The organism is Vibrio chagasii (genome assembly GCF_024347355.1).
GTDB classification, from domain to species: Bacteria; Pseudomonadota; Gammaproteobacteria; order Enterobacterales; family Vibrionaceae; genus Vibrio; species Vibrio chagasii.
Genome location: NZ_AP025465.1, coordinates 2,705,352 through 2,731,748, shown reverse-complemented (window position 1 = coordinate 2,731,748; position 26,397 = coordinate 2,705,352). Strand labels below are relative to the sequence as shown.

The following is a 26,397-nucleotide window of genomic DNA, read 5'->3' as shown; positions in this document are numbered from 1 at the left end:
TTAGCGTAATTTATGGTGACTTGCACTATGATTCAAATTAATTGTTTTAATTATAACTATTAATGAAATAGGTTCTGCTGGATGGCTGATTTTAACTGGAAAGGTATCGATCTTAACTTATTGATAGCGCTGCAAGCGTTGTACAAATCGAACAGTGTCAGTAAAGCTGCTGAGCGCTGTTATGTCAGTCAGTCTGCGATGAGCCATAGCCTTCAGCGGCTTAGAAAATTGTTTGATGATCCTCTGTTTGAGCGAGTTGGGAGCAAGATGGAGGCGACGGAGAGAGCGATAGAGTTATCTAGCACTGTCGATGCTTTGCTCAATACCATTCAATCAGAAGTACTACTTTCTAAATCGTTTGATGTAGCCACTTATAAAGGCACTTGGAAAATAGGCCTGACGGATTACGCAGAGCAGATGTTTGGTCCAATGATCTTTGACTTTATTAAACAGTCTTCTCTAAGCTCTCAGGTGGCGTTTTTTAATGTCAATCGAACCAATTATCAAAATGTCTTTGAAGAGGCGAAGTTAGACATCGTCATTGGCAGTTTCGGAGAGGTGCCAAAACTGTATCGTACGAAACATCTCTATACCGAGCAGCATGTGTGTTTGCTAGATGAATCCGTTTTAGATATTGAACTGCCTATATCATTGCAATCCTTTGTTTCTGTAGAGCATGCGTTAGTCTCGCCAAGTGGTGAGTTAAAAACTGCAGTTGACGCAAAACTTGCTGTTCTGGGTTATTCGCGAAAGGTTGCGATTGCATCGAGTAACTTTTTAACCGTTAAACGTCTGATTAGTGGGAGGAAGTTGTTGTGCATAGTCCCTAAGTTGGTCGCGAGAAATGGCGCACATACAGAGGGCTCATTGGTCGCTGTTGCTCCGCCGATAGCTGTTCCCGATTTCGACATACAGCTTGTTTATCGCAAGGGGAAGCACTTAGACGATAAGAATAGGCACTTGAGGGATGTGATCTCGCAAGCGGTGGAGATTGTTATTGATGCTGGGTAATTGATTGGTGGTTCCGTTTAAGCAGGTATCCGATTAAGTGCCAGAGAATGACGACACATAAGGCTCCCACATAACCATCAACGGCGTAATGCCAGGCCAAATGTACCGAATCTATCTGAATGATGAAGGTGTACACCCAGGCCACATATCCGAGTTTTTTGTTGAGTTTGTATGCAGTCATAGCCATCAACACTGCGATCGTGACATGCAAGCTAGGCATAGCAGAGATTCCCGAGCCTTTAATGATAACGCCATCAATGTAGTTTTCCCAGAGCATGTCTTGTGTTGAAAGCATCCAAAGCGGCAGCAAGCCCTGTTCGGAAAGGTATTCGCTTTGTGATTCTAACCTCTGCATCAGCTGAGCATAAGCATCAAGGCTTTCGAAGTGATGAAAGAAAGCTGGACCAGCAGAAGAGAGTGCTCCAGGGAACAAGTAGTGTGTGACTTCCCATGGAGAGAAGCCGAAGTGTAGCCATTTGTCTAAATAGTAGAAGTCTAGGTCAAATGCATAATGGTTAAAGTATGGGATGAGGGGTTTTAAAAAAGTGTAGTTTGAAAAGGCCACGTTGAGCGAGACCATCAAAATGATGAAACTGATTGGCTTAGATATGGGACAAAGAAGTGTTTTGAATTTGTTTAAAAATTTTATTGTTGGCTTTTGTTCTCTGGTAAAAAGCATATGAAAGTAGAAGTAAGTCGCCCATAAGACAAAGGAGACGTAACTAATGATGGCTAATACCTCAAGGTAAGTGTAGACATCATAGACGAGTTCACGGGGTACTAGCAGGCTGGTAAGTAAGGTGAGAGGTGTTGTTATTGCAATGAAATATAAGATTAATTTATTTCTCTTAAATTCAAAAAGTAACGACGATAACAAGTCTGAATGTTCTGTCTGAGAGGCGGTCTTAGAAGGCGTTGTCTCTGAACCCATATTGCGAGCCTGTAATTTAAATTGTGTATCTGCTTATAATTAAGCCAGTCATGGCTAAGGATAAGCAATATGGATAAGAAAGCTTTAGAAGCCTTCGCTCGCGAAGCCGCTAAGTCAATTAAGACTCCTTCGGATCTTGATGACTTCAGGAAAATGTTAACCAAGGTGACGGTTGAGACAGCTTTAAATGCTGAACTTGATGATCACCTTGGCTACGAAAAACACTCACCGACCAACGATAGTAACAGTCGAAATGGCTACTCATCTAAACGCCTAATTACTGACGATGGTGAGATCCAACTAGAAATCCCTCGTGACCGTGACGCGTCCTTTGAACCCAAGCTCGTTCGTAAGCATCAAACTCGATTCCAATCGATGGACGACAAGATCTTAAGCTTGTATGCCAAAGGAATGACTACCCGAGAAATCGTCGCAACCTTCAAAGAAATGTACGATGCTGATATCTCCGCCAGTCTAATATCTAAAGTCACTGATGCTGTTTTAGAACAAGTTGTTGAGTGGCAAGCCCGCCCTCTTGATTCGGTTTATCCCGTCGTTTACCTAGACTGCATTGTTGTGAAGGTGCGCCAAAATAAGCAAGTCATCAACAAAGCCATTTACCTTGCTCTCGGTGTCAATATGGAAGGTCAGAAAGAACTTCTTGGGATGTGGATGTCCGAAACTGAAGGGGCGAAGTTCTGGCTCAGTGTACTTACCGAACTTCAAAATCGTGGTGTAAATGATATCCTCATCGCTTGTGTTGATGGCCTCAAGGGCTTTCCTGATGCCATCAATGCCGTTTATCCAAAAACTCAAATCCAGCTCTGTATCGTACACATGGTACGAAACTCAATGAAATACGTTCCGTGGAAAGATTACAAGACTATTACCGCAGACTTAAAGGAAATCTATCAAGCTACGACTGAAGATGAAGCTCTGTTGGCGCTAGAGCACTTTGGTGATAAATGGGATGAAAAGTACCCTCAAATCAGCCGCTCGTGGACGGCTCATTGGGATAACCTCAACACTCTGTTCAGCTATCCTCAAGATATCCGCAGAGCTATCTACACGACCAATGCGATAGAATCACTAAATAGCGTCATCAGGAAAGCGACCAAGAAACGTAAGCTGTTCCCGACAGATGAATCCGCCAAAAAGGTGGTGTACCTGGCGATTATGGATGCTTCCAAGAGGTGGACAATGCCAATTCATCACTGGAAGCAAGCGCTAAACCGTTTTATGATTATGTTCGAAGATCGATTAACTGAATACTTGTAACCAAGAGCAGTTACACAGAATTATTTACAGGGTCCATATTGCCTCTCATCAAGGTTTTTATTCATGATTAAAGGTTAGTTCATCTGGGCTGCTTTTCTACTTGAGTTATTCGCAAGACATCAAAAATAAATGAAATAATTCCTTCCATTTTCTACAGTCCGACTATACTTAATTTACGACTAAAAGCAGTCGTAAAGAATAGGCTTTTTGATTTACCTAAGCTAAAAAATTGGTTATATCCATATGATATAGCTTAAAAAACTGCCAGGCTAAATGGATTTAGTTGGTCTAAAAAGCGCTAGCTCCCCCTAGCGCTTTTTCTTTTGCATCAGTCTAATTTACTCACGTATCTTCAATCACTTAAAGCGAGAAACGAGTCCATTTTTTTGCTCGCCAGCGGTACGCCATAATGATGCCTCGGAACCATTCATCCATCGCGATCGCCATCCAAGCACCAAGCACACCATACCCCCAGTGCACGCCGAGTAAATAGCTCATGGCAACCCCAATGCCCCACATGCTGAGGATGCCCATTTTTACTGGGAACTTAATATCTCCAGCTGCTTTCAAGCATGAGATGAAGATAAGGTTAAATACTCGACCAGCTTCGAGAATGATTGACCCCGCAATCAGCCCTGCCGCTAATGCGATGATCTCAGGATCTTGTGTAAATAGGTCGAGAATCTCATAACGGAATAGGTAAACCACACAGGTGATCGTGGTTGAAGCGATGAAGCCCACCACAAAGTAGCGCTGTACACGTGACGTGATTTCATCGATCCACCCTTTACCAATGTAATAACCGGTTTGAATTTGGCTACCTTGACCAATGGCTAAAGCAAAGGCAAACGAGAGACGTGCGATGTTCTGAGCGTAGGTAAAGGCCGCCAGTGATGATGTGCCCATTTGAACGACAAAGAAGGTAATGCTGATCTGTGCCATGTTGTAAGAGAGCACTTCACCCGCGTTCATCGAACCGATCTTCATTATCTTCTGATAGATAGATTTTGGTACCGATTTAAACTGTTTCACGGGTAAGTCTATGCCTTTGCTTCTGACCACACCAATCAAGATAAGCATGCCAATCACTTGGCTCGTTACGGTTGCAATGGCTACCCCTTGAACGCCGTATACCGGTAAGCCAAAAGGTTGGTAGAGCGCGCAGTAGTTGCCGAAGATATTAATAACACCAGCAATCATATTGATGGCCATTGGAGATTTAGAGTAACCATGACTGCGAAGGATAGTGGTAAGCACCACACCTATCGTGACGTTGAAAGTGAGGGCGCCACTGATGAACAAGTACTCTTGTGCGTACTGCTCAACCTGAGCTTCAAGCTGATAAAGCGGAATAAAGTACTCTGCACCTAGCACTGCGAAAATACTCAGCAATACACCCGTAATAATCGCCAATATGATACTGGCAACGCCAACTTGAGCGCTTTCTGTATCGCGTGAGGCGCCATTGTATTGGGCAATGAGAATACCAGTACCACTGCTGACCATGGTCGATACGATGATTAGGAAAAAGGATATCTGAGAGATAACACCAACGGCAGACACGGCTTTGTCTGAGTATCCAGATAACATGAATACATCACTGGTGTTTAGTGCAGTTCGAAGCAGCACTTCGATAAAAATTGGCCAAGTGAGCGCAACGATTCCCATGCGTTTGTTTAGGGTGGAATCAGCATTAGGCATTTAGGTTTTCTCAAAAAAAGGAAGGCGAGACTATAGTTTAGTGGTTATTGGGTAAACCACTATCAAATTAATGTCCGGATTATGAATATGGGTAAAGATATTTTGAATAAACCCGTGTTGCCCACATTTTAGCTCTCTGTGATGAAACTTATTCGCATGTTTCATGGTGTGAGTCGATCGGATTTCTGCCACTGAAAAGTAGCAATAAGAGCTCAACGTGCAGGAATGAGAGTAAAAGGATCATGGTAGGCCAAGTGCTATGACAGCTTGCCGTTTGCTTACATTGTTTCTATGTTTCAAGGCCACCCATAGCTGGCAGCCTTTTTATTTAAATGAAAGATAAGCTACTTTGTCGTGTCTCGTAGCTTGAGCTCGCTCGGCACGTAAACTCTTAATGGTATGCTTCGGGCGTCACGAGATTTTTCAATCAATAAGTTAACACTTTGAGTTCCCATTAATTCAGAATGAATACGAACGGTTGATAAAGATGGGAAGGTAAACTTAGCTGTTGGGCAATCATTGATGCTGATCATCGCGATGTCATCTGGAATGCTTAATCCATGTTCATGAATGGCACGTAAAACACCAATTGCGATTGAGTCTGATGCGATAAATATTGCTTTGGGGTAGTTACCACTTTTTAGCATTTGATTCGCCAGATTGTAGCCTGAAGAACTAGAGAACTCGCCTCGGTAGATATCTTGCTCGCTGACGACGTTCTTCAAATGACCGTATTCTGCAAAGGCTATCTCACGAAGATCTGGGGTGCGACTGTCGTATTGCCCGCCAATGAAACCAATGCGCTCGTAACCTTGGTTAATGAAAAAGTTGGTGATTTCTTTGCTGATGCGGGCGAGGTCAATATCAACGGAGTCATAAAGTTCTGAGTGATCTGTATAGTTAACAAAGCAGATGTTACTCGTGAGTTTCTTTGCTTGTTCAATAACTTCTTTAGTCATCCTGCCAACGAGTAAAATACCGCTAACTTGGCGTGAATTTGTCTGTATTTTACTTTCGTAACAGTTGATTAGGCCAATATTCATCTTTTCGCACTGGTTCTCGATGCCGTGGCGAATTGATAAGTAGTAAGGGTCCTTAACTTCAGCGTCCTGTTTGTAGTTATACAGTGCAAGAAAGTGGTGCTGCTTTTTGTTACTCGCCGTTTTACGCGAGCTACTGATTTTATAATCTAGCTTATCTGCAATCTCAAAGATACGCTTTTTGGTCTCCGCTTTGACGCTTAATGTTGGATCTTCATTGAGAACTCGAGAAACGGTAGCTAATGAAACATTAGCTTCAAGCGCGATATTTTTTAACGTAGCCATACTCACTTCCTGTAATTGGAACATTGCGCTGCTTTGAAATTTTTCAGTTTAAAGGCAATGTATCCCTTGATTGCATAGTCCCATCGCAGTCAAACGAAAGGCCATACATTAGCGGTCAGTAAAATCAATGTTTAACCACTTTATGTTGTTTTGAATCTAATTGTAATTAAATATTTTATTTAAATTCAATGGATTATAAACAGCTATTGGTTGTTTTTTCAATGGGGTAATTGATATGTTCGGTATGGTTTCCTGTCTATATTTACAGTTTGCAGCGCTTAAGCTAAAAGTACTACGAAATTTGTAGTGCGTATTTCAGTGGCAATTGGTGTGGAAGGCGGTGGTGAGCTCGATTTGGACTTCGATAGCTTCTTCGTTGGTGTAGAGTATCATTTCGGTTCTTAATTTGATCTGAGTATGTAATCTTAAAAGGAGCCTCTAGGCTCCTTTTTTGATGAGTCGGTCAATCACGCTGTGGTGGTGCTCAGACACTCCCGCTAGGTTGCCATATTTAGGCTGGAGGCGGTCATTTTCTAATGGATGGTGCCAACCTTGTGTGTGTTTAACAAAGTGTGCTGCAAAGCTTTCAGACACCTCTAAACATCCCGCCATGACGGTATCGACATAGGTTTGAACGATAGGGCTGCTTTCACAAGGCGCCTCGATTTCGTCTTTCACGTAAACCCAAATAGATTGATCTTCTTTGAATTTGGTTTGGCTCTCTATCTGATCGGCTTTTAATTCGATTCGGTGATAGCCACGTTCACGACGATCAAACTCAGCAAGCGCTATCTCGTCGACTTCAAGTAAAACACCATTCACTTGCCCTTCGCCAAGGTTAACGATCAAAGGGGATAACCCGTAACTGTCGTCGATCTTACTCCAGTGGCGCACTAAGCCATGAACAATCGCTGGGATTGCTTGACCCGTTTGACCGGTAAGTTGACGAGAGGAGGAGTTGATCAAGCTGCCATAACCAAAAATATACATCGCGTTCCTTGTCTGAGTTGTGCCATTTAAGTCTAGTCTTACTATATGTGGCGCAATCATAAAAGTCAGTAAGTTTCTATTTACACCCTTATATGTCTTTATGACTCTTTTGGTTGTGTGGTTTTGACTTTTTTATTGGACAATGAATCTTGTGAGTAGTTGTTTTTACTGGCTTTATCTTGTTGGCGCGTTTCATGCAATGTGAACTGCACATTGCATCAAGCTTGATGCACACCAAATTCAGGTTTAGGTAATACCTTGGCCGCTTATCTGAGAGTTAGGAGCGAGTTTGTTAAATATCACAGATAAAAGTGTGGAAGACGCGATTCCAGCCTATTTGCGTTTAGGCTTTCGACCTTTCTTCTTTCTAGGCAGTGTTTATGCCGTAATTGCGATTGTGGCTTGGGTCATCATGTTCCAAAACGGCCAACCTGAAATTCTAAAGGTGCCCGCGTTATGGTGGCACGTGCATGAGATGTTGTTTGGGTTTTCGATGGCGATTGTTGTTGGCTTTGTACTGACGGCCGTACAAACATGGACAGGGGTTAATGGCACCAAGCATTATCGATTAGCCGCACTTGTCGGCTTGTGGTTGGCACCTCGTATTCTATTTTGGACGCCGGCACCGCTATGGCTAATTTCGTCGATTGAAGCGCTATTTTTGGCTTTTTCTGCTTACGAGATTGGCTTTCGAGTCGTGCAGTCGAAAAGATGGAAAAATCTATTCTTCGTTCCACTGTTTGTACTGGCGATTGTGGCGAACTTTGCGAGTTACGCGACCATTAAGGGGATGCCGCCGTTTCCTTCGTCAGCGGTATGGCAAGCTATGCTGTGGTGGTTTACTTTACTACTATCGGTGATGGGGGGGCGAGTCATCCCATTCTTTACCGCTCGTCGCTTTAACTTTGAAAAAGCGCAGCCATTAGTGTGGTTGGAATGGTTAGCGAATCTACCTTTGGTGGGGCTGTTTATCTTGAGCTTCTTCCCTCTAGCCTTTGCTCAAGTGGGCAGCGGATTAATGGTTTTTGCTGGTGTTGCTCAACTAGTACGCTTCATCCGCTGGAAACCTTGGACAACGCTATCTGAACCTTTGGTGTGGTCGCTACACGCTGCATATGTGTGTATTCCGCTAAGCTTGTTGTTACGTGGCTTGTTAGATAATCCATTTGCCAGTCACAACATGCTGCACTTGTTTGCGATTGGTGGTTTGAGCGGGCTTATCTTAGCGATGATCAGCCGCGTGACCATGGGACACACTGGCCGTGCTATCTATAAAGGACCAAGCATGGCGCTCGCATTCTCTGCAATTTTTGTGGCAGCGCTGGTACGTAGCTTAGGTGTCACCTTCTTCCCTGGTTATTTGTTTGAGATGGTGAACATCACTGCTGGCTTATGGACGCTGGCGTTTGGTCTGTTTATCTGGAAATTTGGAATGATGTTACTTACGCCAAGAGTGGATGGTCATCCAGGGTAAATTGATTTCAGTATCTTGATTATAAAGGGAAGCATTGAGCTTCCCTTTTTTGATTGAAATTAACGCTTATCAACTTATTGACTGTTCGCTATCAAGTATTGACTCACCTGCGTAATCAGGTCCTCTTTGGCGTGAGGGGAGATGAAACTCGCTTCCACGGCATTAATACTGAACTGGGCTAATTCTTGATGGGTGACTGGGTGGGCGTTGGCAACCGCGAGGAAATTATCATTCATGTAGCCACCAAAGTAGGCTGGGTCATCGGAATTGATGGTGACACAAAGCCCTTTTCTCAGCAGTTCGACAATGTTGTGCTGCTCCATAGTATCGAAGACTTTTAGTTTGGTATTCGATAGCGGACAAACTGTCAGCGGAATACGTTTTGCTGCCAACTCTTCTACGAGTTCTGCGTCATCGATACAGCGAACCCCATGGTCAATCCGGGTGATACCTAGCAAACTCAATGCGTCAATAATGTTTTGCGCTGGGCCTTCCTCCCCGGCGTGTGCGACAGTCAGAAAGCCTTGGTTGAGCGCTTCTTGGAATACATGTTTAAACTTCTCGGGCGGGTTACCTTGTTCCGATGAATCTAAACCAACCGCAATGATTTTATCTTTGTAAGGCAGAGCCTGTTTGAGCGTCTCGAACGCGCTTTCTTCATCAAGGTGACGCAGAAAGCACATGATAAGTTGGCTACTTATCCCAAGTTCATGAGTTGCTTGGTCGAGTGCACGAGTGATGCCAGTGATAATAGTGTCGAAGGCGATGCCACGCTCTGTGTGGGTTTGCGGGTCAAAGAAAATCTCAGTGTGAACCACATTGTCTTGTTGGCACTTTGATAGGTAGGCCCAAGTGAGGTCGTAAAAGTCTTGTTCATGAATCAGTACATTGGCGCCTTGATAATAGATGTCGAGAAAAGACTGCAGATTATGGAATTGATAGGCATCTCGCACTTGCTCTGGGTTCTCAAAGGGAATCGATAAGTTATTGCGCTTGGCCAGTTCGAACATCAGTTCGGGTTCCAGTGTGCCCTCAATGTGTAAGTGCAGCTCAACCTTCGGTAAATTTTTGATGAAGCTATCCATAGCAACTCCTTAGCTATTTTAATTATGGGCGGAGTAGGGGGAGATAATTAACGCCTACAAAGCTAACGGGTTAGACGACTCATTTATCTCTGTTTGAGCATAGTTCATTTCATGGTTGTCGATGAAATGAGGCTGAAATTGTTAGGGATTAGAGGCTGTTGAGTGCTTAAAAATGAGCCGCAAACGATTTGCAGCACTAGAGTGTGATCCGCTGCAAATATTTGCAGCAATATTCGTTGATTTGTGCTCTAATACCGCGCTTACCAAGGGATGGTGTTAAAAGATGCTCACTTAGATGGAGTTATCAAAGTTGACCGATCCCTTAATGATCTCCCTTAGGAAAAAATAGAACATGTCTAAGAACAAAAAATTTGATATCCGCCTTACAGAAAAACGCAACGGCTGGTGTGCAGAGATTACTCGTCAAGTAACGTCTCGCAGCACAACAGTATCTAAGCGTGAGTCTGGTTTCGAAACAGAAGCGCTTGCAAAAGAGTGGGCTGAGAAAGAGCTAGCATCTTTCATCGCAAACCAAGCTGAACGTAACGAGCGTAAAGCGGAACAACGTAAAGAGCGCGATGAACTACGTCACGCTAAAGAGCTTAAAGCTGAGCAAGCACGTGAAGCACGCGCTAAAGCTCGTGCAGAAGAGCAAGAAGACGCTGAGTAATTCGGTGCACGATTAATTTATAGGTCCCTTAATTTTAAGATAAGGGAGTTATAAAAAAGCCCCAATATAGTCACCTATATTGGGGCTTTTTCGTTTGTCGAGTTCGTTGCTATTTTGCTTAAGAGCGACGGTTTGGCTTCTTGCTTTTTACATCGCTCTCTCAAGCCTTAATCAGTTGTTTAGCGTAGTTAACCAATCGTCTTCTGCTACTTCTTCAATGTAGCTTTCTACGGTTTGTCCTACTTCTTCATCGTCTTGCTTGAAGTAAGCGATGTGGAACACAGCATCACCTTCATTCACCAAAGGTAGCGTTTGTTGGCCAATCACGATACCGCCTTTAGTCGTGATAACTTGGCTCTCTTGGTGACCTAATGGAGAACTGATGTAAGCAAGTGTTTGTCCTGCTTCAACTTGTTCGCCCAGTCTCACCATGTTACGCAAGATACCGTCTGATTCTGCACGAATCCAGCTGGTGGATTTGCTCAATACTGGCTCTGGTAGCTTCTTGCGGTTCGGGCGCAGCATGCCGATTTCTTTCATTACTTGGTGAATGCCAAGGTAGCCTGCTCGAATTGCTAGGTGATCAAAACGCAGCGCCTCACCACCTTCGTATGTCAGTACTGGAATACCTAGCTTTTCCGCTTCGCTTCGCAGTGAACCATCACGTAGGGGTGAGTCGATGATCACCGGTGTCGCAAACGCTTTTGCGATGCGCATGGTTTCTGGGTTCGAAAGGTTCGCACGAATTTGTGGCAAGTTCGTACGGTGAATCGCACCCGTGTGTAGGTCCAGAATGAAATCACAGTGCTTAGCCACGTTTTCGAAGAAAGTGTAAGCGATACGTGATGTTAGCGAGCCTTTCTCACTACCTGGGAAGCAACGGTTTAGATCGCGACGGTCTGGTAGGTAACGAGACTTATGAATGAAGCCGAATACGTTAACGATAGGCACGACAATCAATGTCCCTTTCAATTTCTTAGGATCAATCGCATTGGTGAGCTGGCGTGCAATCTCAACACCATTTAACTCATCACCGTGAATCGCAGCGTTTACCATCAGTGTTGGACCTGCTTGGCGACCGTGAATGATTTCAATCGGGATCGAAAGTGGAGAGTGCGTGTAAAGCTGAGCTGCTTGCAGTTCAATCTCCATTCGCTGTCCTGGCTGAACAGTAGAACCAAGTAATTCGAATGGTTGATTAGGTTTTAGTCTTGCCATTTAGGTTGTTCTCAACATGGTGATAATTCGTTAACACGGAATGTAGCAATCGTTGATTTTTAGTACGAATCAATCGGTTTACGGTAACGACAAAACTTTTTTGTGGAGGTGTATCGGGAACGGTATTCCATGGATGGCGCCCCCTTTGGAATACTCTTTTTATTTGTAAGGTTTTCTGGCAATTTATTGATTTAACTCTGATAATTGTATTTTTGGCACTTGCTATTATCCATCGCCATTTTATGGCGGCCAATTTCAAATATCGAGATGAAAATGAAAAAAACAATTTCAAAAGTTGTAGCACTTGCAGTGGTATCTGTTGCTTTATCTGGCTGTGTTGGTAGCAACGCAGTAACCGGTTACCTAATGAAGTTCAACCTTAAAGCCGTTGATAACCGTTACGCACGTGGCGGCTTAAACTTACTGTTGGCACCGGCATACGGTCTAACGGTTGCAGCGGATTACCTAGTATTCAACTCACTAGAGTTCTGGACTGGTAGCAACCCACTAACGGGTGCGCCGCATATCTTTGATACTAAGGTGGATACTTACATTGATATCAACCATCAGCTAGTTCCGTCTCTAACGGAAGCGCCTGTAGGTCCAATCACTAATGTAAATATGATCGAAAAAGGTCAGATGCAGCAGATTGATGAAAACACTATCCAAATGGATATCACTTACCAATCTGGTGAGCGAGCGACACTAATCGGTGTTCGTGATGGCGAGATACTAACGTACTTTATCGATGGTGAAGTCGTTGCACAAACGTCAATTGATGAGCTAGAGAGCTACGCAGCGTCACGCGCTTAATGTCTTAGCTGGTTGCAAAGATTAGATACAAAAACAGGTACTCATTGAGTACCTGTTTTATTTTGTCTGAATAAATGGTGTTTACTGTAAACACCATTTATTGAACAAACGTAGCTTATCGAATTAAGCTTTTTCTGGGATTGCTTCTAGTAGCGCAACCATTTGGTTCCAGAATAGCTCAACCGTATCAATCTTCACTTTCTCATCTGGAGAGTGAGGGAACTTGATAGTAGGGCCGAAAGAAACCATGTCCATGTTCGGGTAAGGTTCTTTGAATAGACCACACTCAAGGCCAGCATGGATAACCATGATGTTTGGCTTGTGGCCGTAGATGCCTTCGTACATGTCGCGGAAGATGTGCATGATTTCTGAATCTGCGTCTGGCTTCCAACCTGGGTAAGCGCCAGAGAACTCGATGCTCGCACCCGCAAGCTCTGCTACAGAGTGAAGCATGCTTTCAACTTGGCTACGGCCAGAGTCGATCAGAGAGCGGATTAGGCAAAGTACAGTGATTGAGTTCTCTTCTGTCGTGATAACACCTACGTTTAGAGATGTCTCAACAACACCTTCAATCTCATCACTCATACGAATCACACCGTTTGGCGCCGCGTTAAGTGCTGCGATGAAGCGATCTTGGTCAGCAGCTGCAAGTGCGCCCATTTCAACTGAAGCTTCTTCGTTGAAAGTCACGATGCTGTCTTCTACTTTACCTAGCTCTGTTGAAAGTAGCTCTGTGTAGTAGTTGTATAGCGAAGCCAGTTTTTCTTGGTTTGCCGCTGGAACAGCAACAGTAACGAAACCTTCACGAGGAATCGCGTTACGTAGGCTACCACCTTTGAATTCTACGATGCGTAGGTCTAGCTCTTTTGCGTGACCAGCCAGGAAGCGAGCAAGTAGTTTATTCGCGTTCGCACGACCAGTGTGGATGTCACAACCTGAGTGGCCGCCTTTTAGACCTTTAAGCGTAAGTTTGCGAGTCACGAAATCTGCTGGGATTGCAGTACGAGCAACGTCAAATGTCATTGCGCCGTCGATACCGCCAGCACAACCCATGTACACTTCGCCTTCTTGCTCTGAATCGGTGTTAAGAAGGATGTCGCCTTCTAACCAACCCGCTTCAAGACCGAATGCACCCGTCATACCTGCTTCTTCGTCTACAGTTAGTAGAACTTCGATTGGGCCGTGCTTGATTTCGTTTGATGCAAGAACCGCTAAGCATGATGCCATACCCATGCCGTTATCTGCGCCAAGCGTTGTGCCTTTTGCAGTAACCCACTCACCGTCGATGTACGGTTGGATTGGGTCTTTAGTGAAGTCATGAACCGTATCTTCGTTCTTTTGTGGAACCATATCGATGTGAGCTTGTAGCACAACACCTTTTTTGTTCTCCATGCCCGGCGTCGCAGGCTTTTTGATGAATACGTTGCCCGTTGGATCACGGCGTACATCTAGCCCTTGTTCTGTTGCCCAAGCAATAATGTATTGAGCAAGCTCTTCTTCATGCTTAGAAGGGTGTGGGATTGAGCAAATCTTATCGAAGAGCTGCCAAATAGGGGCAGGGGATAATTTACTGATCTCAGAATGGAATTCAGACACGGATGACTCCTTTTTTATTTGATAACCATATATTTAGGCTTTCTATGGGTATAAACATAGAGCAAAAACCTAAAATATAGGTCTGTTTTGATGCCGACAGCATACCATTAGAGTGTTTTGACGAGTAGCGCTTCTAAACCTGAAATGCTTCAAATTTTGAACGCCATCTTGTTCATTTGATCTTGTATAAGTGCTCTGATGCTTATAAAAGATGCAAGCAAACGTTTGTTTAAGTCTGATTTGTAGTTTTATTACGAAATTAAGTTTGCAAAATAACCCGAACTGGTCAAAAGTGTGACCTGAAGCAAAGAGTGCTTGTAATCTTTTTTCTTTAAGGTATATTTGTAACCAACTTCTGAAGTGAAGAGTAAATGCTCAAAGGATGAGTCCGTTTATCGCCTCCAAGGAACCGAGAAATCAAATTCGTTTTTTATTGATTTATTAAGGTGATAGTTATGAAAGGTTTACCATCTGCAATGTTCTGGCTTAACAACTCTGTTTACACTAGCAACTTTGCATACCCTACAAGCTTTGGTTACTAATACCATAAGCATGTAACTCGAACAGTTTTGTTCACCCCTATATATTGGAATTCTCTTACAACCCTTTTGGTTGACAGATTCTACCGCCACTCAGTTTTGAGTGGCGTTTTTTTTGCCTGCTACTTTTATCCTCAGCTTTGATTCATCATCTATCTACGACTATGCTCGGTTGTTTTTTTAAACAGCAAAATGTCAATTTGAGCCTTATTACCAATCCTGTTGAAAATCGGACAACTCTTGTGGGTTTGAATTGGCAAATTTAGCGCCAGATTCTTAATGAAAATAACTGATGGTTGAAAAAGTAATCAAATAAATACGACCATTAAATTGTTTTTAGTCTATTGTTTTTAATGTGTATTTTTCTTTTTAGATGTGATTTTTAATCGCTTGGTTTCATACGTCATTCTGATAAATATTATTTAGAGCCTTAATTCTATCTGGAATTTGTTATTTGATAACTTTATAATCCAAAGCCAATCGATTACGCAACCGTTTACTTTTTACCCTTATAGGATTCGATAATGTTCGAAAAGCTATTCAAACTCAGTGAAAACGGCACCAATGTGCGCACTGAAATCATCGCGGGTCTAACAACCTTCCTAACAATGGCTTACATCATTTTTGTAAACCCAATGATCCTAGCTGATGCTGGTATGGACCACGGCGCTGTATTTGTAGCAACCTGTTTAGCGGCTGCTATTGGCTGTTTCATCATGGGCTTTGTTGCTAACTACCCAATTGCTCAAGCTCCAGGTATGGGCCTGAATGCCTTCTTTACCTACGCGGTTGTGATGGGTATGGGTTACACGTGGCAAGTTGCTCTAGCGGCAGTGTTTGTTTCGGGTGTGATCTTCATTTTCTTGAGCATCTTTAAGATCCGTGAATGGATTATCAACTCGATTCCTATGTCTTTGCGTGTAGGTATCTCTGCGGGTATCGGTCTTTTCCTAGCGTTTATCGCACTTAGCAATGCTGGCATCGTGGTTTCTAACCCTGCAACTAAAGTATCACTTGGCGACATTACTGCTATTGCTCCTATCCTTGGTGCTCTTGGTTTCTTCCTTACTATTGCCCTTGTACACCGCGGTGTGAAAGGCGCAGTAATGATTGCAATTCTAGCTATTACCGCTCTTGGCATTATCATTGGTGACGTTCAGTACGGCGGTATCATGTCTACACCACCAAGCCTTGCTCCGACTTTCATGCAGCTTGATTTCTCTGCAGTATTTGAAATCGGTATGATCTCTGTTGTATTTGCTTTCCTATTCGTCGACTTATTCGATACAGCGGGTACGCTAGTGGGTGTTGCTACAAAAGCGAACCTAATCAAAGAAGATGGCAAACTACCTCGCCTGAACAAAGCACTGCTTGCTGATTCAACAGCAACGTCTATCGGTGCTCTTCTAGGTACATCGAACACGACTTCATATGTAGAGAGTGTTTCAGGTGTTGCTGAAGGTGGTCGTACTGGTCTAACGGCTGTTGTCGTGGGCGTACTTTTCCTTCTTGCTCTTTTCTTCTCACCACTTGCAGGTATGATTCCGGCGTACGCAACATCAGGCGCGCTTTTCTATGTAGCAATTCTGATGATGTCAGGCCTAGTTGGCATTGATTGGCGTGATCTTACGGAAGCAGCACCAGTCGTGGTAACATGTCTACTTATGCCGCTGACGTACTCTATTGCTGAGGGTATCTCACTAGGTTTCATCGCTTACGCTGCAATTAAGCTGCTAAGTGGTAAAGGTCGCGACGTTTCACCTGCTGTGTGGATCATGTCGGTAATCTTTATTCTTAAATACATTTTCGCTTAATCGTCTAGATTTCTGCTTAAACGCTGAAGAGGCTATGTTTGGCATAGCCTCTAATAACATGAAAAATTATTAGGTTTTATACTATGAGCAACAAATTCGTTATCACTTGGGACAACATGCAGACTTACTGCCGTCAACTAGCAGAAAAGCAAATGCCAGCAGAGCAGTGGAAAGGTATCTGGGCTGTAAGCCGTGGTGGTTTGGTTCCTGGTGCAATCTTGGCTCGTGAACTGGGTATTCGTCACGTAGATACGATTTGTATTTCTAGCTACGACCACGATCACCAACGTGATATGACTGTCGTTAAAGCACCTGAAGGTGACGGCGAAGGTTTCCTAATCGTTGAAGATCTTGTTGATAGTGGTGACACTGCACGTAAGCTTCGCGAAATGTACCCTAAAGCAAAACTGATCGCTGTATGTGCTAAGCCTTCTGGCGCTCACCTACTAGACGAGTACATTGTTGATATCGCTCAAGACACATGGATTGAGCAACCTTGGGATACTAGCCTAAGCTACGTTGAGCCAGTAAATCGCAAGTCAAAATAAGCGTAAACTTAGTTTTTTGAGAAATGACCCTTTATAGGGTCATTTTTTTTTATATTATTAGTCAAAATCATTTCTTATTAAGTGTCCCAATGTCTGAATCAGAAGAAACGAGCTCGAACCTTTCGGAAACCTTGTTTGTAAAACACAAGCAAGCAAAAGAGACCTCAATGCTGACACAATACATGCCAAGCTCTGAAGCGTTATTGGATGAGAAGCGTGAACAGCAAAACTCATCATGGTACCGAAACCTAAGACGTCTTCAGTGGGTATGGCAAGGCGTGAACCCTATTGAGCAAGAAGCCGTACTGGCTCGAATCGCGTCGTCAGACAACTCTCGTACTACCGATGAGTGGCTAGATACCGTGATGGGATACCGCAGTGGTAACTGGGCCTATGAGTGGACCAAGTTGGGCATGTTGCATCAGAACCGTTCCAACGACAAAAGCGGTGAAGAGGTGGCTGAAGAGCTGTTCTCGGCGTCTTTATGTTTCAGCATTGCAGGTTACCCGCACCTAAAGAATGACAACTTGGCGGCTCAGGCCCAAGTATTAGCAAATGCAGCCTATTCTGAAGCAATTAAGCATACCAAGCTGATTGTTAAGCAGATTGAGGTGCCGTATCAAAACAAGAAAATCAAAGCCAACCTACACCTAGCGAAAACCGACAAACCGCAACCAGTTGTGATCGTGAGTGCAGGTTTGGATAGCTTGCAAACGGACATGTGGCGTTTGTTTAGGGATTACCTGGCGCCAAAGAACATTGCGATGCTTACTGTCGATATGCCATCGATAGGTCACAGCTCTCATTGGCCGTTAACCGAAGATTCTTCGTGCCTGCACCAAGCGGTATTGAACGAGCTGCCAAATATCCCATGGGTTGATCATCATAAAGTGGGCTTGTTTGGTTTCCGTTTTGGCGGCAATGCGATGGTGAGGCTGTCGTTTATCGAGCAACAGAAGATCAAAGCGTGTATCTCTCTTGGTGCGCCAATTCACGATATTTTTGTGCATGCCGATAAACTAAAGCAGATGCCGAAGATGCATTTAGATGTACTGGCTTCTCGTTTAGGTAAAGGTGCTGTTGATATCAATAGTCTTTCTGGTCAGTTGATGGCGTGGTCTTTGAAGGTGCAAGGCTTGTTGTCGAACAGCAAAACCAGCGTTCCTATCTTAGCGTTAGCCTTAGAAGGTGATCCTGTGTCACCGCCAATGGATAATCAACTGGTTGCTATTTACAGTGATTACGGCAAGGCAAAGAAAATCAAATCGAAATCAATTACACAAGGTTATGAGCAATCCCTCGAATTAGCGATAAAGTGGCTTGAGGATGAATTATTTAGATGACATTTCTCCTAAATTAGTTAAGCATGAAAAGTGTACAGATTAAGTACCTGATACTCAGAGAAAATTTATAAAATCCAACTGCATATTTTCAACGTATTGCAGTCTGAGTAACGTCATTCTTAACATTGAAAATGGAGATTCAATATGTCAGAAGTGACACAAGAACCAACGCATTATCGCTTGTTAAACGTATTAAAGGCCATTGGGCCATACTTGAGGGAGCCGCAATCAGAAGAAGGTCACTATATTTTTGATTGCTTATCAGTGTGTGTGAACGATAAAAAATCACCAGAAGAGCGTGAGTTCTGGGGCTGGTGGATGGAGTTGGACAAGTCGGAAGAGGGGTATTCGGCGAAGTACAACATTGGTAAATACAACATTGAAGGCAAGTGGGATTCATTACCTCTGCCTAAAAAGGCGGTTGCTGAGGTCACTAGAACTCAAGAAGCCTTCCACCAAAAACTGGTTGATGAACTTCAAAGTAAGTTTGAAATCAGCATCCAATTGGACGAAGAGTCTGTCGAATTCGTCTGATTTTAAAGGTTACTCTTCTATATAAAGTAAAAAGGTGCGATTTCGCACCTTTTCTGCTTGTGAATTCCCCTGTTGATTGCTAAAACATCACCTCTTATTTGTTTTATCCATAAAAGACTTCATGACAACAAATCATCAAAGCGGGACAACAGCGCAGCGTAAAACTGTCGTTGTTAAACTGGGTACCAGTGTCTTAACTGGTGGAACATTGGCATTAGACCGTGCTCATATGGTTGAGCTGGTTCGTCAATGTGCTGAATTAAAAAAACAAGGCCACTCTGTGGTTATGGTTTCGTCTGGCGCAATTGCAGCAGGACGTGAGCACCTTGGTTACCCCGCACTTCCCAACTCAATGGCGAGCAAACAGTTGCTTGCTGCAGTTGGGCAAAGTCAGTTGATTCAAGTTTGGGAGTCTTTATTCGCTATCTATGGCCTTAAGATTGGCCAGATGCTACTGACTCGTGCTGATCTCGATGACCGTGAGCGTTTTCTTAATGCTCGTGACACGATCAACGCACTCGTTGAACACGATATTATTCCTGTCGTGAATGAAAACGATGCGGTCGCGACCAACGAAATCAAAGTGGGCGACAACGATAACTTGTCGGCACTGGTTGGTATTTTATGTGGCGCTGATAAGCTTTTGCTACTGACAGACCAAAAAGGTCTATTTACTGCAGACCCTCGCAAAGATCCAAATGCAGAGCTCATCAAAGAGGTAAAAACCATTGATGACACGCTGCGTAAGATTGCAGGTGGCAGCGGCACGACTTTAGGTACCGGTGGTATGGCGACAAAACTGCAGGCGGCGGACATCGCTCGTCGTGCTGGTATTGAAGTTATCATTGCAGCAGGCAGTGCTGAAAATGTGGTTTTTGACTCTTTGAGTGACAATCCTCAAGGCACACGTTTCTTGCCGTTAGCCGAGGCGCTTGAAAACCGTAAGCGTTGGATTTTAGCTGGCCCAGCTTCTGCTGGTGACATCGTGGTTGACGATGGTGCGGTGAATGCCGTTAACACCAAAGGCAGTAGCTTGTTGGCAAAAGGGGTGGTTCGAGTTAAAGGCGAGTTCTCTCGTGGTGAAGTCACCCAAGTTACAGACAGCAAAGGCAAAGTAGTCGCGCGTGGTATCGCTAGCTACTCAAGCCAAGACCTAGCAAAAATAGCAGGCAAGCACAGTAAAGATATTGGCGACATTCTTGGTTACGATTACGGGTCAGAAGTCATTCACCGTGACGACCTTGTCGTTATCCAAGAGTAGTTCGAGATGACAAGGCGATGAACGGCGCATCTGGCTTTTGCACTAGATGTTGGTAGTACGCATTGCCTTTTTCATCCAAAGACAGACAGAATTTAGGGAGAGTTAAACGTGGATTTAACTAACATGGGTATCGCAGCAAAAGAAGCTGCTTTTCACCTAGCGACCGCATCAACGGCGCAAAAGAACAAGGCATTGGCGATCATCGCTGATGAGTTAGAAGCAAATGCAGCCGCTATCTTAGAAGCGAACGCGAAAGACATCGAACTGGGCCGCGAAGCGGGTCTAACGGAAGCACTGCTTGACCGTCTACTTATGAATGAAGAACGCTTAACTGGCATCGCTAACGACGTTCGTAACGTGATTAGCCTGAACGATCCTGTGGGCAGCGAAATCGACAGCAAAGTACTGGAAAACGGTATGTCATTGTCTCGTCGTCGCGTACCGCTTGGTGTGGTTGGTGTTATCTATGAAGCACGCCCGAACGTAACGATTGATATTGCGGCACTGTGTCTGAAAACGGGTAACGCAAGCATCTTGCGTGGTGGTAAAGAGACCTTCTTCTCGAACATGGAACTGGTAAAAGTTATCCAGTCTGCACTAGAGAAAGCAGAGCTTCCTGCAGCTTCTGTTCAGTACATTGAAAAGCCAGATCGTGAGCTTGTTTCTCAACTACTTAAGCTAGATGACTACGTAGATATGATCATCCCTCGCGGTGGCGCTGGTCTGCACAAGATGTGTAAAGAGAACAGCACTATCCCGGTAATCATCGGTGGTTTCGGTATTAGCCATATTTTCGTTGATGAAAGCGCGGATCTTGAGAAGTCTGTCGATGTGGTTGAAAACTCGAAAGTACAACGCCCATCAGCATGTAACTCACTAGATACCTTGCTTGTTCATGAAGCGGTTGCTGAGGAGTTTCTTGGTAAGCTTAAAACTCGCCTAGCGGATAAAGTAACATTAGTGGCAGACTCAAGTGCGAAGGCGCTTCTTGCTGATTTCGCTGACGTGCGTGATGCAGGTGAGGGTGACTTTGACACCGAATGGCTAAGCTACACACTAGGCGTAAAAGTGGTTGCGGATGTTGCAGAAGCGATTGACCACATGCGCGTACATAACGCGAGCCATTCAGATGCGATCATGACTAATAGTTTAGAAAGCTCTGAGCGTTTCATTAACTCGGTAGGCTCTGCAGCAGTGTATGTGAATGCATCAACTCGCTTTACTGATGGCGCACAGTTTGGTCTAGGCGCAGAAGTAGCAGTCTCTACTCAGAAACTGCACGCTCGTGGTCCTATGGGCTTAGAAGAGCTGACCAGCTACAAGTGGGTGGGCAAAGCGAATTATCTTGTTCGCGGTTAACGTTTCTCGTTAGCTTTACTCTGCAGCTCATTTTAAAAATTGCTATCGCGTAGCAATAATCAATGAATCAGCACACAAAAGGGCCTTAATTGGCCCTTTTTCTTTCCTAACGTTTGGCAATTCCGTTACACTGACAATCAATTATTTGGAGGTGATATGCATTGTCCTTTTTGTTCAGAGAACGACACTAAAGTAATCGATTCAAGACTGGTTGCTGATGGCCATCAGGTTCGTCGTCGCCGTCAATGCCTTGCATGTAGCGAGCGTTTCACTACGTTCGAATCGGCAGAACTCGTGATGCCGAAAGTCATTAAGTCTAATGGAAACCGCGAACCGTTTAATGAAGATAAGATGGTCGGTGGCGTGCAACGTGCTCTGGAAAAACGCCCTGTGAGTGCTGATGCGATCGAACTTGCTATCAGTAATATTAAGTCACAACTCCGTGCAACAGGTGAGCGTGAAGTTCCAAGCGAAATGATTGGCAACCTAGTCATGAGCCAATTAAAAGAATTAGACAAAGTCGCGTACATCCGTTTTGCCTCTGTTTACCGCAGCTTTGAAGACATTCGAGAGTTTGGCGAAGAAATCGCTAAATTAGAGGATTAATCCCTCAGTCATGTCTAACTTTTCTCCCCTAGATTTTCAAATGATGTCGCGTGCTATACATTTAGCGAAACGCGGCATTTACACCACTGCGCCAAACCCAAATGTCGGTTGTGTGATTGTACAAACCGATGGACAAATTGTTGGTGAAGGCTTTCACGCCAAAGCGGGTGAACCTCACGCTGAAGTACATGCCATGCGAATGGCGGGTGATAAGGCAAAAGGTGCGACGGTTTATGTCACACTAGAGCCTTGTTCTCATTATGGTCGTACACCACCGTGTGCCGAGGGCTTGATTAAAGCTCAAGTGGCTAAAGTCATTTGCGCGATGCAGGATCCAAACCCGAAAGTCGCTGGACGTGGCATCAAAATGCTGCGTGATGCAGGCATTGAGGTTGAAATCGGTTTACTGGAGCAAGATGCTTTAGACTTGAACCCAGCATTTATTAAGCGTATGCAAACAGGCATGCCTTTTGTTCAGCTTAAGATGGCAGCTAGCCTCGATGGGCAAACGGCACTAGCAAATGGTCAGAGCCAATGGATCACATCGCCAGCAGCGCGTCGTGATGTTCAAAATTATCGAGCAAAGGCGGGCGCAGTATTATCAACCAGCCAAACGGTGATTGATGATAACGCTTCACTGAATGTTCGCTGGGCTGAATTACCAAGTAGTACACAAGCTCATTACGCTGAAGCTGACGTGCGTCAGCCTGTTCGTGTGATTCTTGATCGTCAAAACCAACTGCGCCCTGAGCTCAAGTTATACCAATCGCCAACACCCGTATTAAGAGTCGCAGAGGCGTCTGCGGACGTTGAGATCGGCACCACTGAGACAGGTCAGCTGGATTTGCACGAGCTGATGTGCCAATTACCTGCCAATCATATCGACCATATTTGGGTCGAAGCGGGTGCAACATTGGCAAAAAGCTTGATTGAAGCACAGCTGGTGGATGAGCTAATCCTCTATTTAGCTCCTAAACTTATGGGCAGTGACGGAAGAGGTTTGATGGGCGCGTTAGGGCTCACTTCGATGTCTGATGTTATTGACCTAGAAATTAAAGATGTTCGACAGGTTGGTGTGGATATTCGCATCGTGGCTAAACCAATCTCGAAATAGTCACTCCAACTACATACATGTCGTTGACAACAAAAAGAGTTTTAAAATGTTTACAGGAATTGTAGAAGCCGTAGGTACATTGAGTGCAATCACTCCCCGCGGAGAAGACATTACCGTAACGGTTAACGTGGGTAAGCTTGATATGGCCGACGTTCAGTTAGGCGATAGCATCGCAACCAACGGTGTGTGTTTGACGGTCGTCGAATTCAATGACCACAGCTACAGTGCAGATTTGTCACTTGAGACCCTGAAAAAAACGGGCTTTGTTGATTACCAAGCGGGTGACAAAGTGAACCTAGAGAAAGCGATGCTACCAACGACACGTTTCGGTGGTCATATCGTATCGGGTCACGTGGATGGCGTGGGTGAGATTGTTGAACGCAATCAAGTAGGCCGTGCTATTGAATTCTGGGTCGAAATGCCCGCTGAAATATCAAAGTACGTTGCTCAAAAAGGCTCGATTACTGTCGATGGCATTAGTCTTACTGTGAATGATTTACGTAAGAATGCATTTAAGCTGACGATTGTTCCTCATACCTCTTCAGAAACCACCATCGATCAATTCCATGTTGGTCGTAAAGTGAATCTAGAAGTGGATGTGTTAGCGCGCTACATGGAGCGGCTACTGCAAGGTCAGCAACAAGAGTCTGAACCTGAATCTCGATTGACGATGGAATTCTTACAACAGAATGGTTTTGCCTAATCGTTGATATGAAGTGCGCTGAGCGTCACTTTGTAGAGCGAAGCAATATCATCAGGTTTAAATAGTGTCGGTTCTAGGAAGCAGAACCATTTCAAAGGATATAGAACAATGCCAATTAGTACTCCTCAAGAAATTATTGAAGACATTCGCCTAGGAAAAATGGTTATCCTGATGGATGATGAAGATCGCGAGAATGAAGGCGATCTGATCATGGCAGCAGAACATGTGACGCCAGAAGCGATTAACTTCATGGCGATGTACGGCCGTGGCTTAATCTGCCTAACCTTGACTAAAGAGCGTTCAAGCCGCATGGGTCTAGCCCCTATGGTTCAAGACAACAACGCACAGTACACCACTAACTTTACCGTTTCGATTGAAGCAGCTGAAGGTGTAACTACGGGGATTTCTGCGTCTGACCGTGCGGTGACGGTTCAAGCGGCCGTTGCGAAAGATGCAAAAGCGGCTGACCTTGTTCAGCCTGGCCACATCTTCCCGCTAACAGCACAAGAGGGTGGTGTTCTAACTCGTGCTGGTCACACTGAAGCGGGCTGTGATTTAGCACGCCTAGCGGGTTGTGAGCCTGCATCGGTTATCGTTGAGATCCTAAATTATGACGGCACCATGGCTCGTCGCCCTGATCTTGAAGTGTTCGCTGAAAAGCACGACATCAAGCTAGGCACGATTGCTGACTTGATCGAATACCGTAACAATACAGAAACCACGATTGAGCGGGTTGCACAGTGTCACCTACCGACTGAGTTCGGTGACTTTGAGCTTGTGACTTACCGTGACACTATCGATAATCAAATCCATTACGCAATGCAAAAAGGTGACTTAACGGGCGAAGCGCCACTGGTTCGTGTTCACCTGCATGATACCTTCACCGATCTGCTTCATTCTGATCGTGGTACTGAGCGTAGCTGGTCACTAGATAAGGCGATGAAGCGCATTGGCGACGAAGGTGGTGTGTTGGTTATTCTGGGCAACGAAGAGTCGTCTGATTCTTTGATTCACAAAGTGAAGACATTCGAAGCTCAAGATAAGAACGAGCAACCAACCATGGCTAAGAAGCAAGGCACTTCTCGTCGCGTTGGTGTCGGTTCTCAAATTCTACAAGACCTAGGTGTTCATGATATGCGCCTATTGTCTTCAAGCACCAAGCGTTACCATGCTCTTGGTGGTTTTGGTCTTAACGTTGTTGAATACGTTTGTGAGTAACCACTTACATACTAGTTTATAGCAACATAATTTATGATGATTTGAGCGGCTCTTTTGGTTCGAAATCGGACAAAAAGAGCCCAGCCGCTGAGCCTGACTTTTGTCGTGTCAAGCGTTGGCGCTTAGCGACCTGTTGCTCCTAAATAGTTGGGAGCGAGGCTTGGCTATCATCTTTACATCTCCGGTGTCTGCTCTTCTAAATTAGCATTAGATATTGCTCACAGTTTTATGCTAGAATCCGGCGATTCTCACTTGATGAAAATAGTTAAAGGAAGGCTTATGAAAGTGATCGAGGGTGGCTTCCCAGCGCCAAATGCAAAAATTGCTATCGTTATTGCTCGTTTCAACAGTTTTATTAACGAAAGTTTACTTTCTGGTGCAATCGATACTTTAAAACGTCACGGACAAGTAAGCGAAGACAACATCACTGTTGTTCGTTGTCCTGGTGCAGTAGAACTTCCACTTGTAGCGCAACGCGTTGCAAAAACAGGTAAGTTCGACGCGATTGTATCTCTTGGTACAGTAATTCGTGGCGGTACGCCTCATTTTGACTATGTTTGTAGTGAATGTAATAAAGGTTTGGCGCAAGTGTCTCTGGAATATTCTCTTCCAGTAGCATTCGGCGTACTAACTGTTGATACGATCGATCAAGCTATTGAACGCGCAGGAACCAAGGCTGGTAATAAAGGTGCAGAAGCTGCACTAAGCGCACTTGAGATGATCAACGTTCTTTCTGAAATCGATTCCTAATGGGGGCCAGTGTGAAACCAGCCGCACGTCGTAACGCACGTCAATTTGCTCTACAAGCAATTTATTCTTGGCAAATTACTAAAGAAAATATTGCTACCGTTGAAGAACAGTTCTTATCTGGTGGTAAGTATGATGAAGAAGAACATCATGCTGCAGAACCTGCACTTGCTATGCCAGAAACAGACGTTGCATACTTCCGCGACCTACTAACTGGTGTTGCTCTTAGTCACATGGAACTTGATAGCAAGCTTCGTCCATTCGTATCTCGCCCGATGCAAGATCTGGATCTGATGGAACTAGCGCTTCTACGTTTAGCTATGTACGAGATGACTCGTCGCGAAGATGTACCATACAAAGTGGTTATCAACGAAGCTATCGAGCTTGCGAAAGTATTCGCAGCAGAAGACAGCCATAAGTTTGTGAATGGTGTGCTTGATAAAGCAGCGCCACACGTACGTAAGAAGTAATCTCTACGTATATTGAATCTAAAGGTCAGCTTTCATGCTGGCCTTTTTT

General features: G+C 44.4%; 24 protein-coding genes. 17 read left to right on the top strand and 7 right to left on the bottom strand.

What is annotated here, in order from left to right; all coding sequences use genetic code 11:
• Window positions 1–81 precede the first annotated feature (81 nt).
• On the top strand, window positions 82–1,011 hold the full coding sequence (locus tag OCV52_RS12490; protein ID WP_137407284.1) for a LysR family transcriptional regulator: 930 nt from the start codon (window positions 82–84) through the stop codon (window positions 1,009–1,011).
• Here OCV52_RS12490 and OCV52_RS12485 read toward each other — a convergent pair.
• Window positions 995–1,942 (bottom strand): phosphatase PAP2 family protein, encoded by a 948-nt coding sequence (locus OCV52_RS12485; protein WP_137407285.1) that lies wholly within the window; start codon window positions 1,940–1,942, stop codon window positions 995–997. The two genes, OCV52_RS12490 and OCV52_RS12485, sit on opposite strands and share 17 nt — an antisense overlap.
• A gap of 69 nt (window positions 1,943–2,011) precedes the next feature.
• Here OCV52_RS12485 and OCV52_RS12480 point away from each other — a divergent pair, with 69 nt between their 5' ends.
• Entirely contained in the window at window positions 2,012–3,220 is a 1,209-nt protein-coding gene (locus OCV52_RS12480) for an IS256 family transposase (protein WP_137409203.1), read from the top strand.
• A 360-nt stretch (window positions 3,221–3,580) separates the two neighbouring features.
• On the opposite strand, the gene OCV52_RS12475 is transcribed toward OCV52_RS12480, so the two are convergent.
• The 3 genes from OCV52_RS12475 to OCV52_RS12465 all read right to left on the bottom strand — a co-directional run bounded on the left by OCV52_RS12475 (window position 3,581) and on the right by OCV52_RS12465 (window position 7,236).
• A complete protein-coding gene (locus OCV52_RS12475) occupies window positions 3,581–4,921 on the bottom strand; it encodes an MATE family efflux transporter (RefSeq protein ID WP_137408272.1) in 1,341 nt (446 codons plus the stop codon).
• Window positions 4,922–5,265: 344 nt separating this feature from the next.
• On the bottom strand, window positions 5,266–6,246 hold the full coding sequence (gene ebgR / locus OCV52_RS12470; protein WP_105025473.1) for a transcriptional regulator EbgR: 981 nt from the start codon (window positions 6,244–6,246) through the stop codon (window positions 5,266–5,268).
• Window positions 6,247–6,684: 438 nt separating this feature from the next.
• Window positions 6,685–7,236 carry a gamma-glutamylcyclotransferase family protein gene (locus OCV52_RS12465; protein ID WP_137408271.1) on the bottom strand — a complete coding sequence of 184 codons (552 nt, stop codon included), beginning with the start codon at window positions 7,234–7,236 and terminating at the stop codon, window positions 6,685–6,687.
• A gap of 289 nt (window positions 7,237–7,525) precedes the next feature.
• Between OCV52_RS12465 and OCV52_RS12460 the strand changes: the two genes are divergently transcribed.
• Entirely contained in the window at window positions 7,526–8,710 is a 1,185-nt protein-coding gene (locus tag OCV52_RS12460) for an NnrS family protein (protein ID WP_137408270.1), read from the top strand.
• Between the two features lie 74 nt (window positions 8,711–8,784).
• Here the strand turns inward: OCV52_RS12460 and OCV52_RS12455 are convergent, their stop codons facing one another.
• Window positions 8,785–9,795: an adenosine deaminase gene (locus OCV52_RS12455; RefSeq protein WP_137408269.1), complete on the bottom strand. Its 1,011-nt coding sequence runs from the start codon at window positions 9,793–9,795 to the stop codon at window positions 8,785–8,787.
• A 352-nt stretch (window positions 9,796–10,147) separates the two neighbouring features.
• On the opposite strand from OCV52_RS12455, the gene OCV52_RS12450 reads away from it, so the two are divergent.
• Window positions 10,148–10,465: a DUF3622 domain-containing protein gene (locus OCV52_RS12450; RefSeq protein ID WP_105025468.1), complete on the top strand. Its 318-nt coding sequence runs from the start codon at window positions 10,148–10,150 to the stop codon at window positions 10,463–10,465.
• A gap of 171 nt (window positions 10,466–10,636) precedes the next feature.
• Here OCV52_RS12450 and OCV52_RS12445 read toward each other — a convergent pair whose 3' ends face one another.
• The gene (locus OCV52_RS12445; RefSeq protein WP_102424642.1) at window positions 10,637–11,683 is read right to left on the bottom strand and encodes a succinylglutamate desuccinylase/aspartoacylase family protein; all 1,047 of its coding nucleotides are present in this window, start codon (window positions 11,681–11,683) and stop codon (window positions 10,637–10,639) included.
• 273 nt (window positions 11,684–11,956) lie between these two features.
• Between OCV52_RS12445 and OCV52_RS12440 the strand changes: the two genes are divergently transcribed.
• On the top strand, window positions 11,957–12,496 hold the full coding sequence (locus OCV52_RS12440; protein WP_137408268.1) for a DUF3332 family protein: 540 nt from the start codon (window positions 11,957–11,959) through the stop codon (window positions 12,494–12,496).
• Window positions 12,497–12,619: 123 nt separating this feature from the next.
• On the opposite strand, the gene OCV52_RS12435 is transcribed toward OCV52_RS12440, so the two are convergent.
• Window positions 12,620–14,092 (bottom strand): aminoacyl-histidine dipeptidase, encoded by a 1,473-nt coding sequence (locus tag OCV52_RS12435; RefSeq protein WP_137408267.1) that lies wholly within the window; start codon window positions 14,090–14,092, stop codon window positions 12,620–12,622.
• Window positions 14,093–15,155: 1,063 nt separating this feature from the next.
• Between OCV52_RS12435 and OCV52_RS12430 the strand changes: the two genes are divergently transcribed.
• The 12 genes from OCV52_RS12430 (at window position 15,156) to nusB (ending at window position 26,348) form a co-directional block, all read left to right on the top strand.
• Window positions 15,156–16,445 (top strand): NCS2 family permease, encoded by a 1,290-nt coding sequence (locus tag OCV52_RS12430; RefSeq protein ID WP_008218658.1) that lies wholly within the window; start codon window positions 15,156–15,158, stop codon window positions 16,443–16,445.
• An 83-nt stretch (window positions 16,446–16,528) separates the two neighbouring features.
• A complete protein-coding gene (locus OCV52_RS12425) occupies window positions 16,529–16,993 on the top strand; it encodes a xanthine phosphoribosyltransferase (protein ID WP_004741499.1) in 465 nt (154 codons plus the stop codon).
• A gap of 89 nt (window positions 16,994–17,082) precedes the next feature.
• Window positions 17,083–18,336, top strand: a complete 1,254-nt coding sequence (gene frsA, locus OCV52_RS12420; protein WP_137408266.1) for an esterase FrsA — start codon at window positions 17,083–17,085, stop codon at window positions 18,334–18,336.
• 144 nt (window positions 18,337–18,480) lie between these two features.
• Window positions 18,481–18,870, top strand: coding sequence for a sigma factor-binding protein Crl (crl, locus tag OCV52_RS12415; protein ID WP_008218654.1), 390 nt, complete (start codon window positions 18,481–18,483; stop codon window positions 18,868–18,870).
• Window positions 18,871–18,946: 76 nt separating this feature from the next.
• Window positions 18,947–20,131, top strand: coding sequence for a glutamate 5-kinase (gene proB / locus OCV52_RS12410; RefSeq protein ID WP_171367898.1), 1,185 nt, complete (start codon window positions 18,947–18,949; stop codon window positions 20,129–20,131).
• Between the two features lie 108 nt (window positions 20,132–20,239).
• The gene (locus OCV52_RS12405) at window positions 20,240–21,490 is read left to right on the top strand and encodes a glutamate-5-semialdehyde dehydrogenase (RefSeq protein WP_137408265.1); all 1,251 of its coding nucleotides are present in this window, start codon (window positions 20,240–20,242) and stop codon (window positions 21,488–21,490) included.
• 156 nt (window positions 21,491–21,646) lie between these two features.
• Entirely contained in the window at window positions 21,647–22,096 is a 450-nt protein-coding gene (gene nrdR / locus OCV52_RS12400; protein ID WP_008218648.1) for a transcriptional regulator NrdR, read from the top strand.
• A gap of 40 nt (window positions 22,097–22,136) precedes the next feature.
• Window positions 22,137–23,210 carry a bifunctional diaminohydroxyphosphoribosylaminopyrimidine deaminase/5-amino-6-(5-phosphoribosylamino)uracil reductase RibD gene (ribD, locus tag OCV52_RS12395; RefSeq protein ID WP_137408264.1) on the top strand — a complete coding sequence of 358 codons (1,074 nt, stop codon included), beginning with the start codon at window positions 22,137–22,139 and terminating at the stop codon, window positions 23,208–23,210.
• 46 nt (window positions 23,211–23,256) lie between these two features.
• The gene (locus OCV52_RS12390) at window positions 23,257–23,913 is read left to right on the top strand and encodes a riboflavin synthase (protein ID WP_008218644.1); all 657 of its coding nucleotides are present in this window, start codon (window positions 23,257–23,259) and stop codon (window positions 23,911–23,913) included.
• 108 nt (window positions 23,914–24,021) lie between these two features.
• On the top strand, window positions 24,022–25,131 hold the full coding sequence (gene ribBA, locus OCV52_RS12385) for a bifunctional 3,4-dihydroxy-2-butanone-4-phosphate synthase/GTP cyclohydrolase II (protein ID WP_137408263.1): 1,110 nt from the start codon (window positions 24,022–24,024) through the stop codon (window positions 25,129–25,131).
• A gap of 279 nt (window positions 25,132–25,410) precedes the next feature.
• Entirely contained in the window at window positions 25,411–25,881 is a 471-nt protein-coding gene (gene ribH, locus OCV52_RS12380; RefSeq protein ID WP_004741508.1) for a 6,7-dimethyl-8-ribityllumazine synthase, read from the top strand.
• Complete coding sequence (gene nusB / locus OCV52_RS12375) at window positions 25,881–26,348, top strand: transcription antitermination factor NusB (protein WP_004734399.1); 468 nt, start codon at window positions 25,881–25,883, stop codon at window positions 26,346–26,348. The genes ribH and nusB overlap by 1 nt, the downstream gene beginning before the upstream one ends.
• Window positions 26,349–26,397 lie beyond the last annotated feature (49 nt).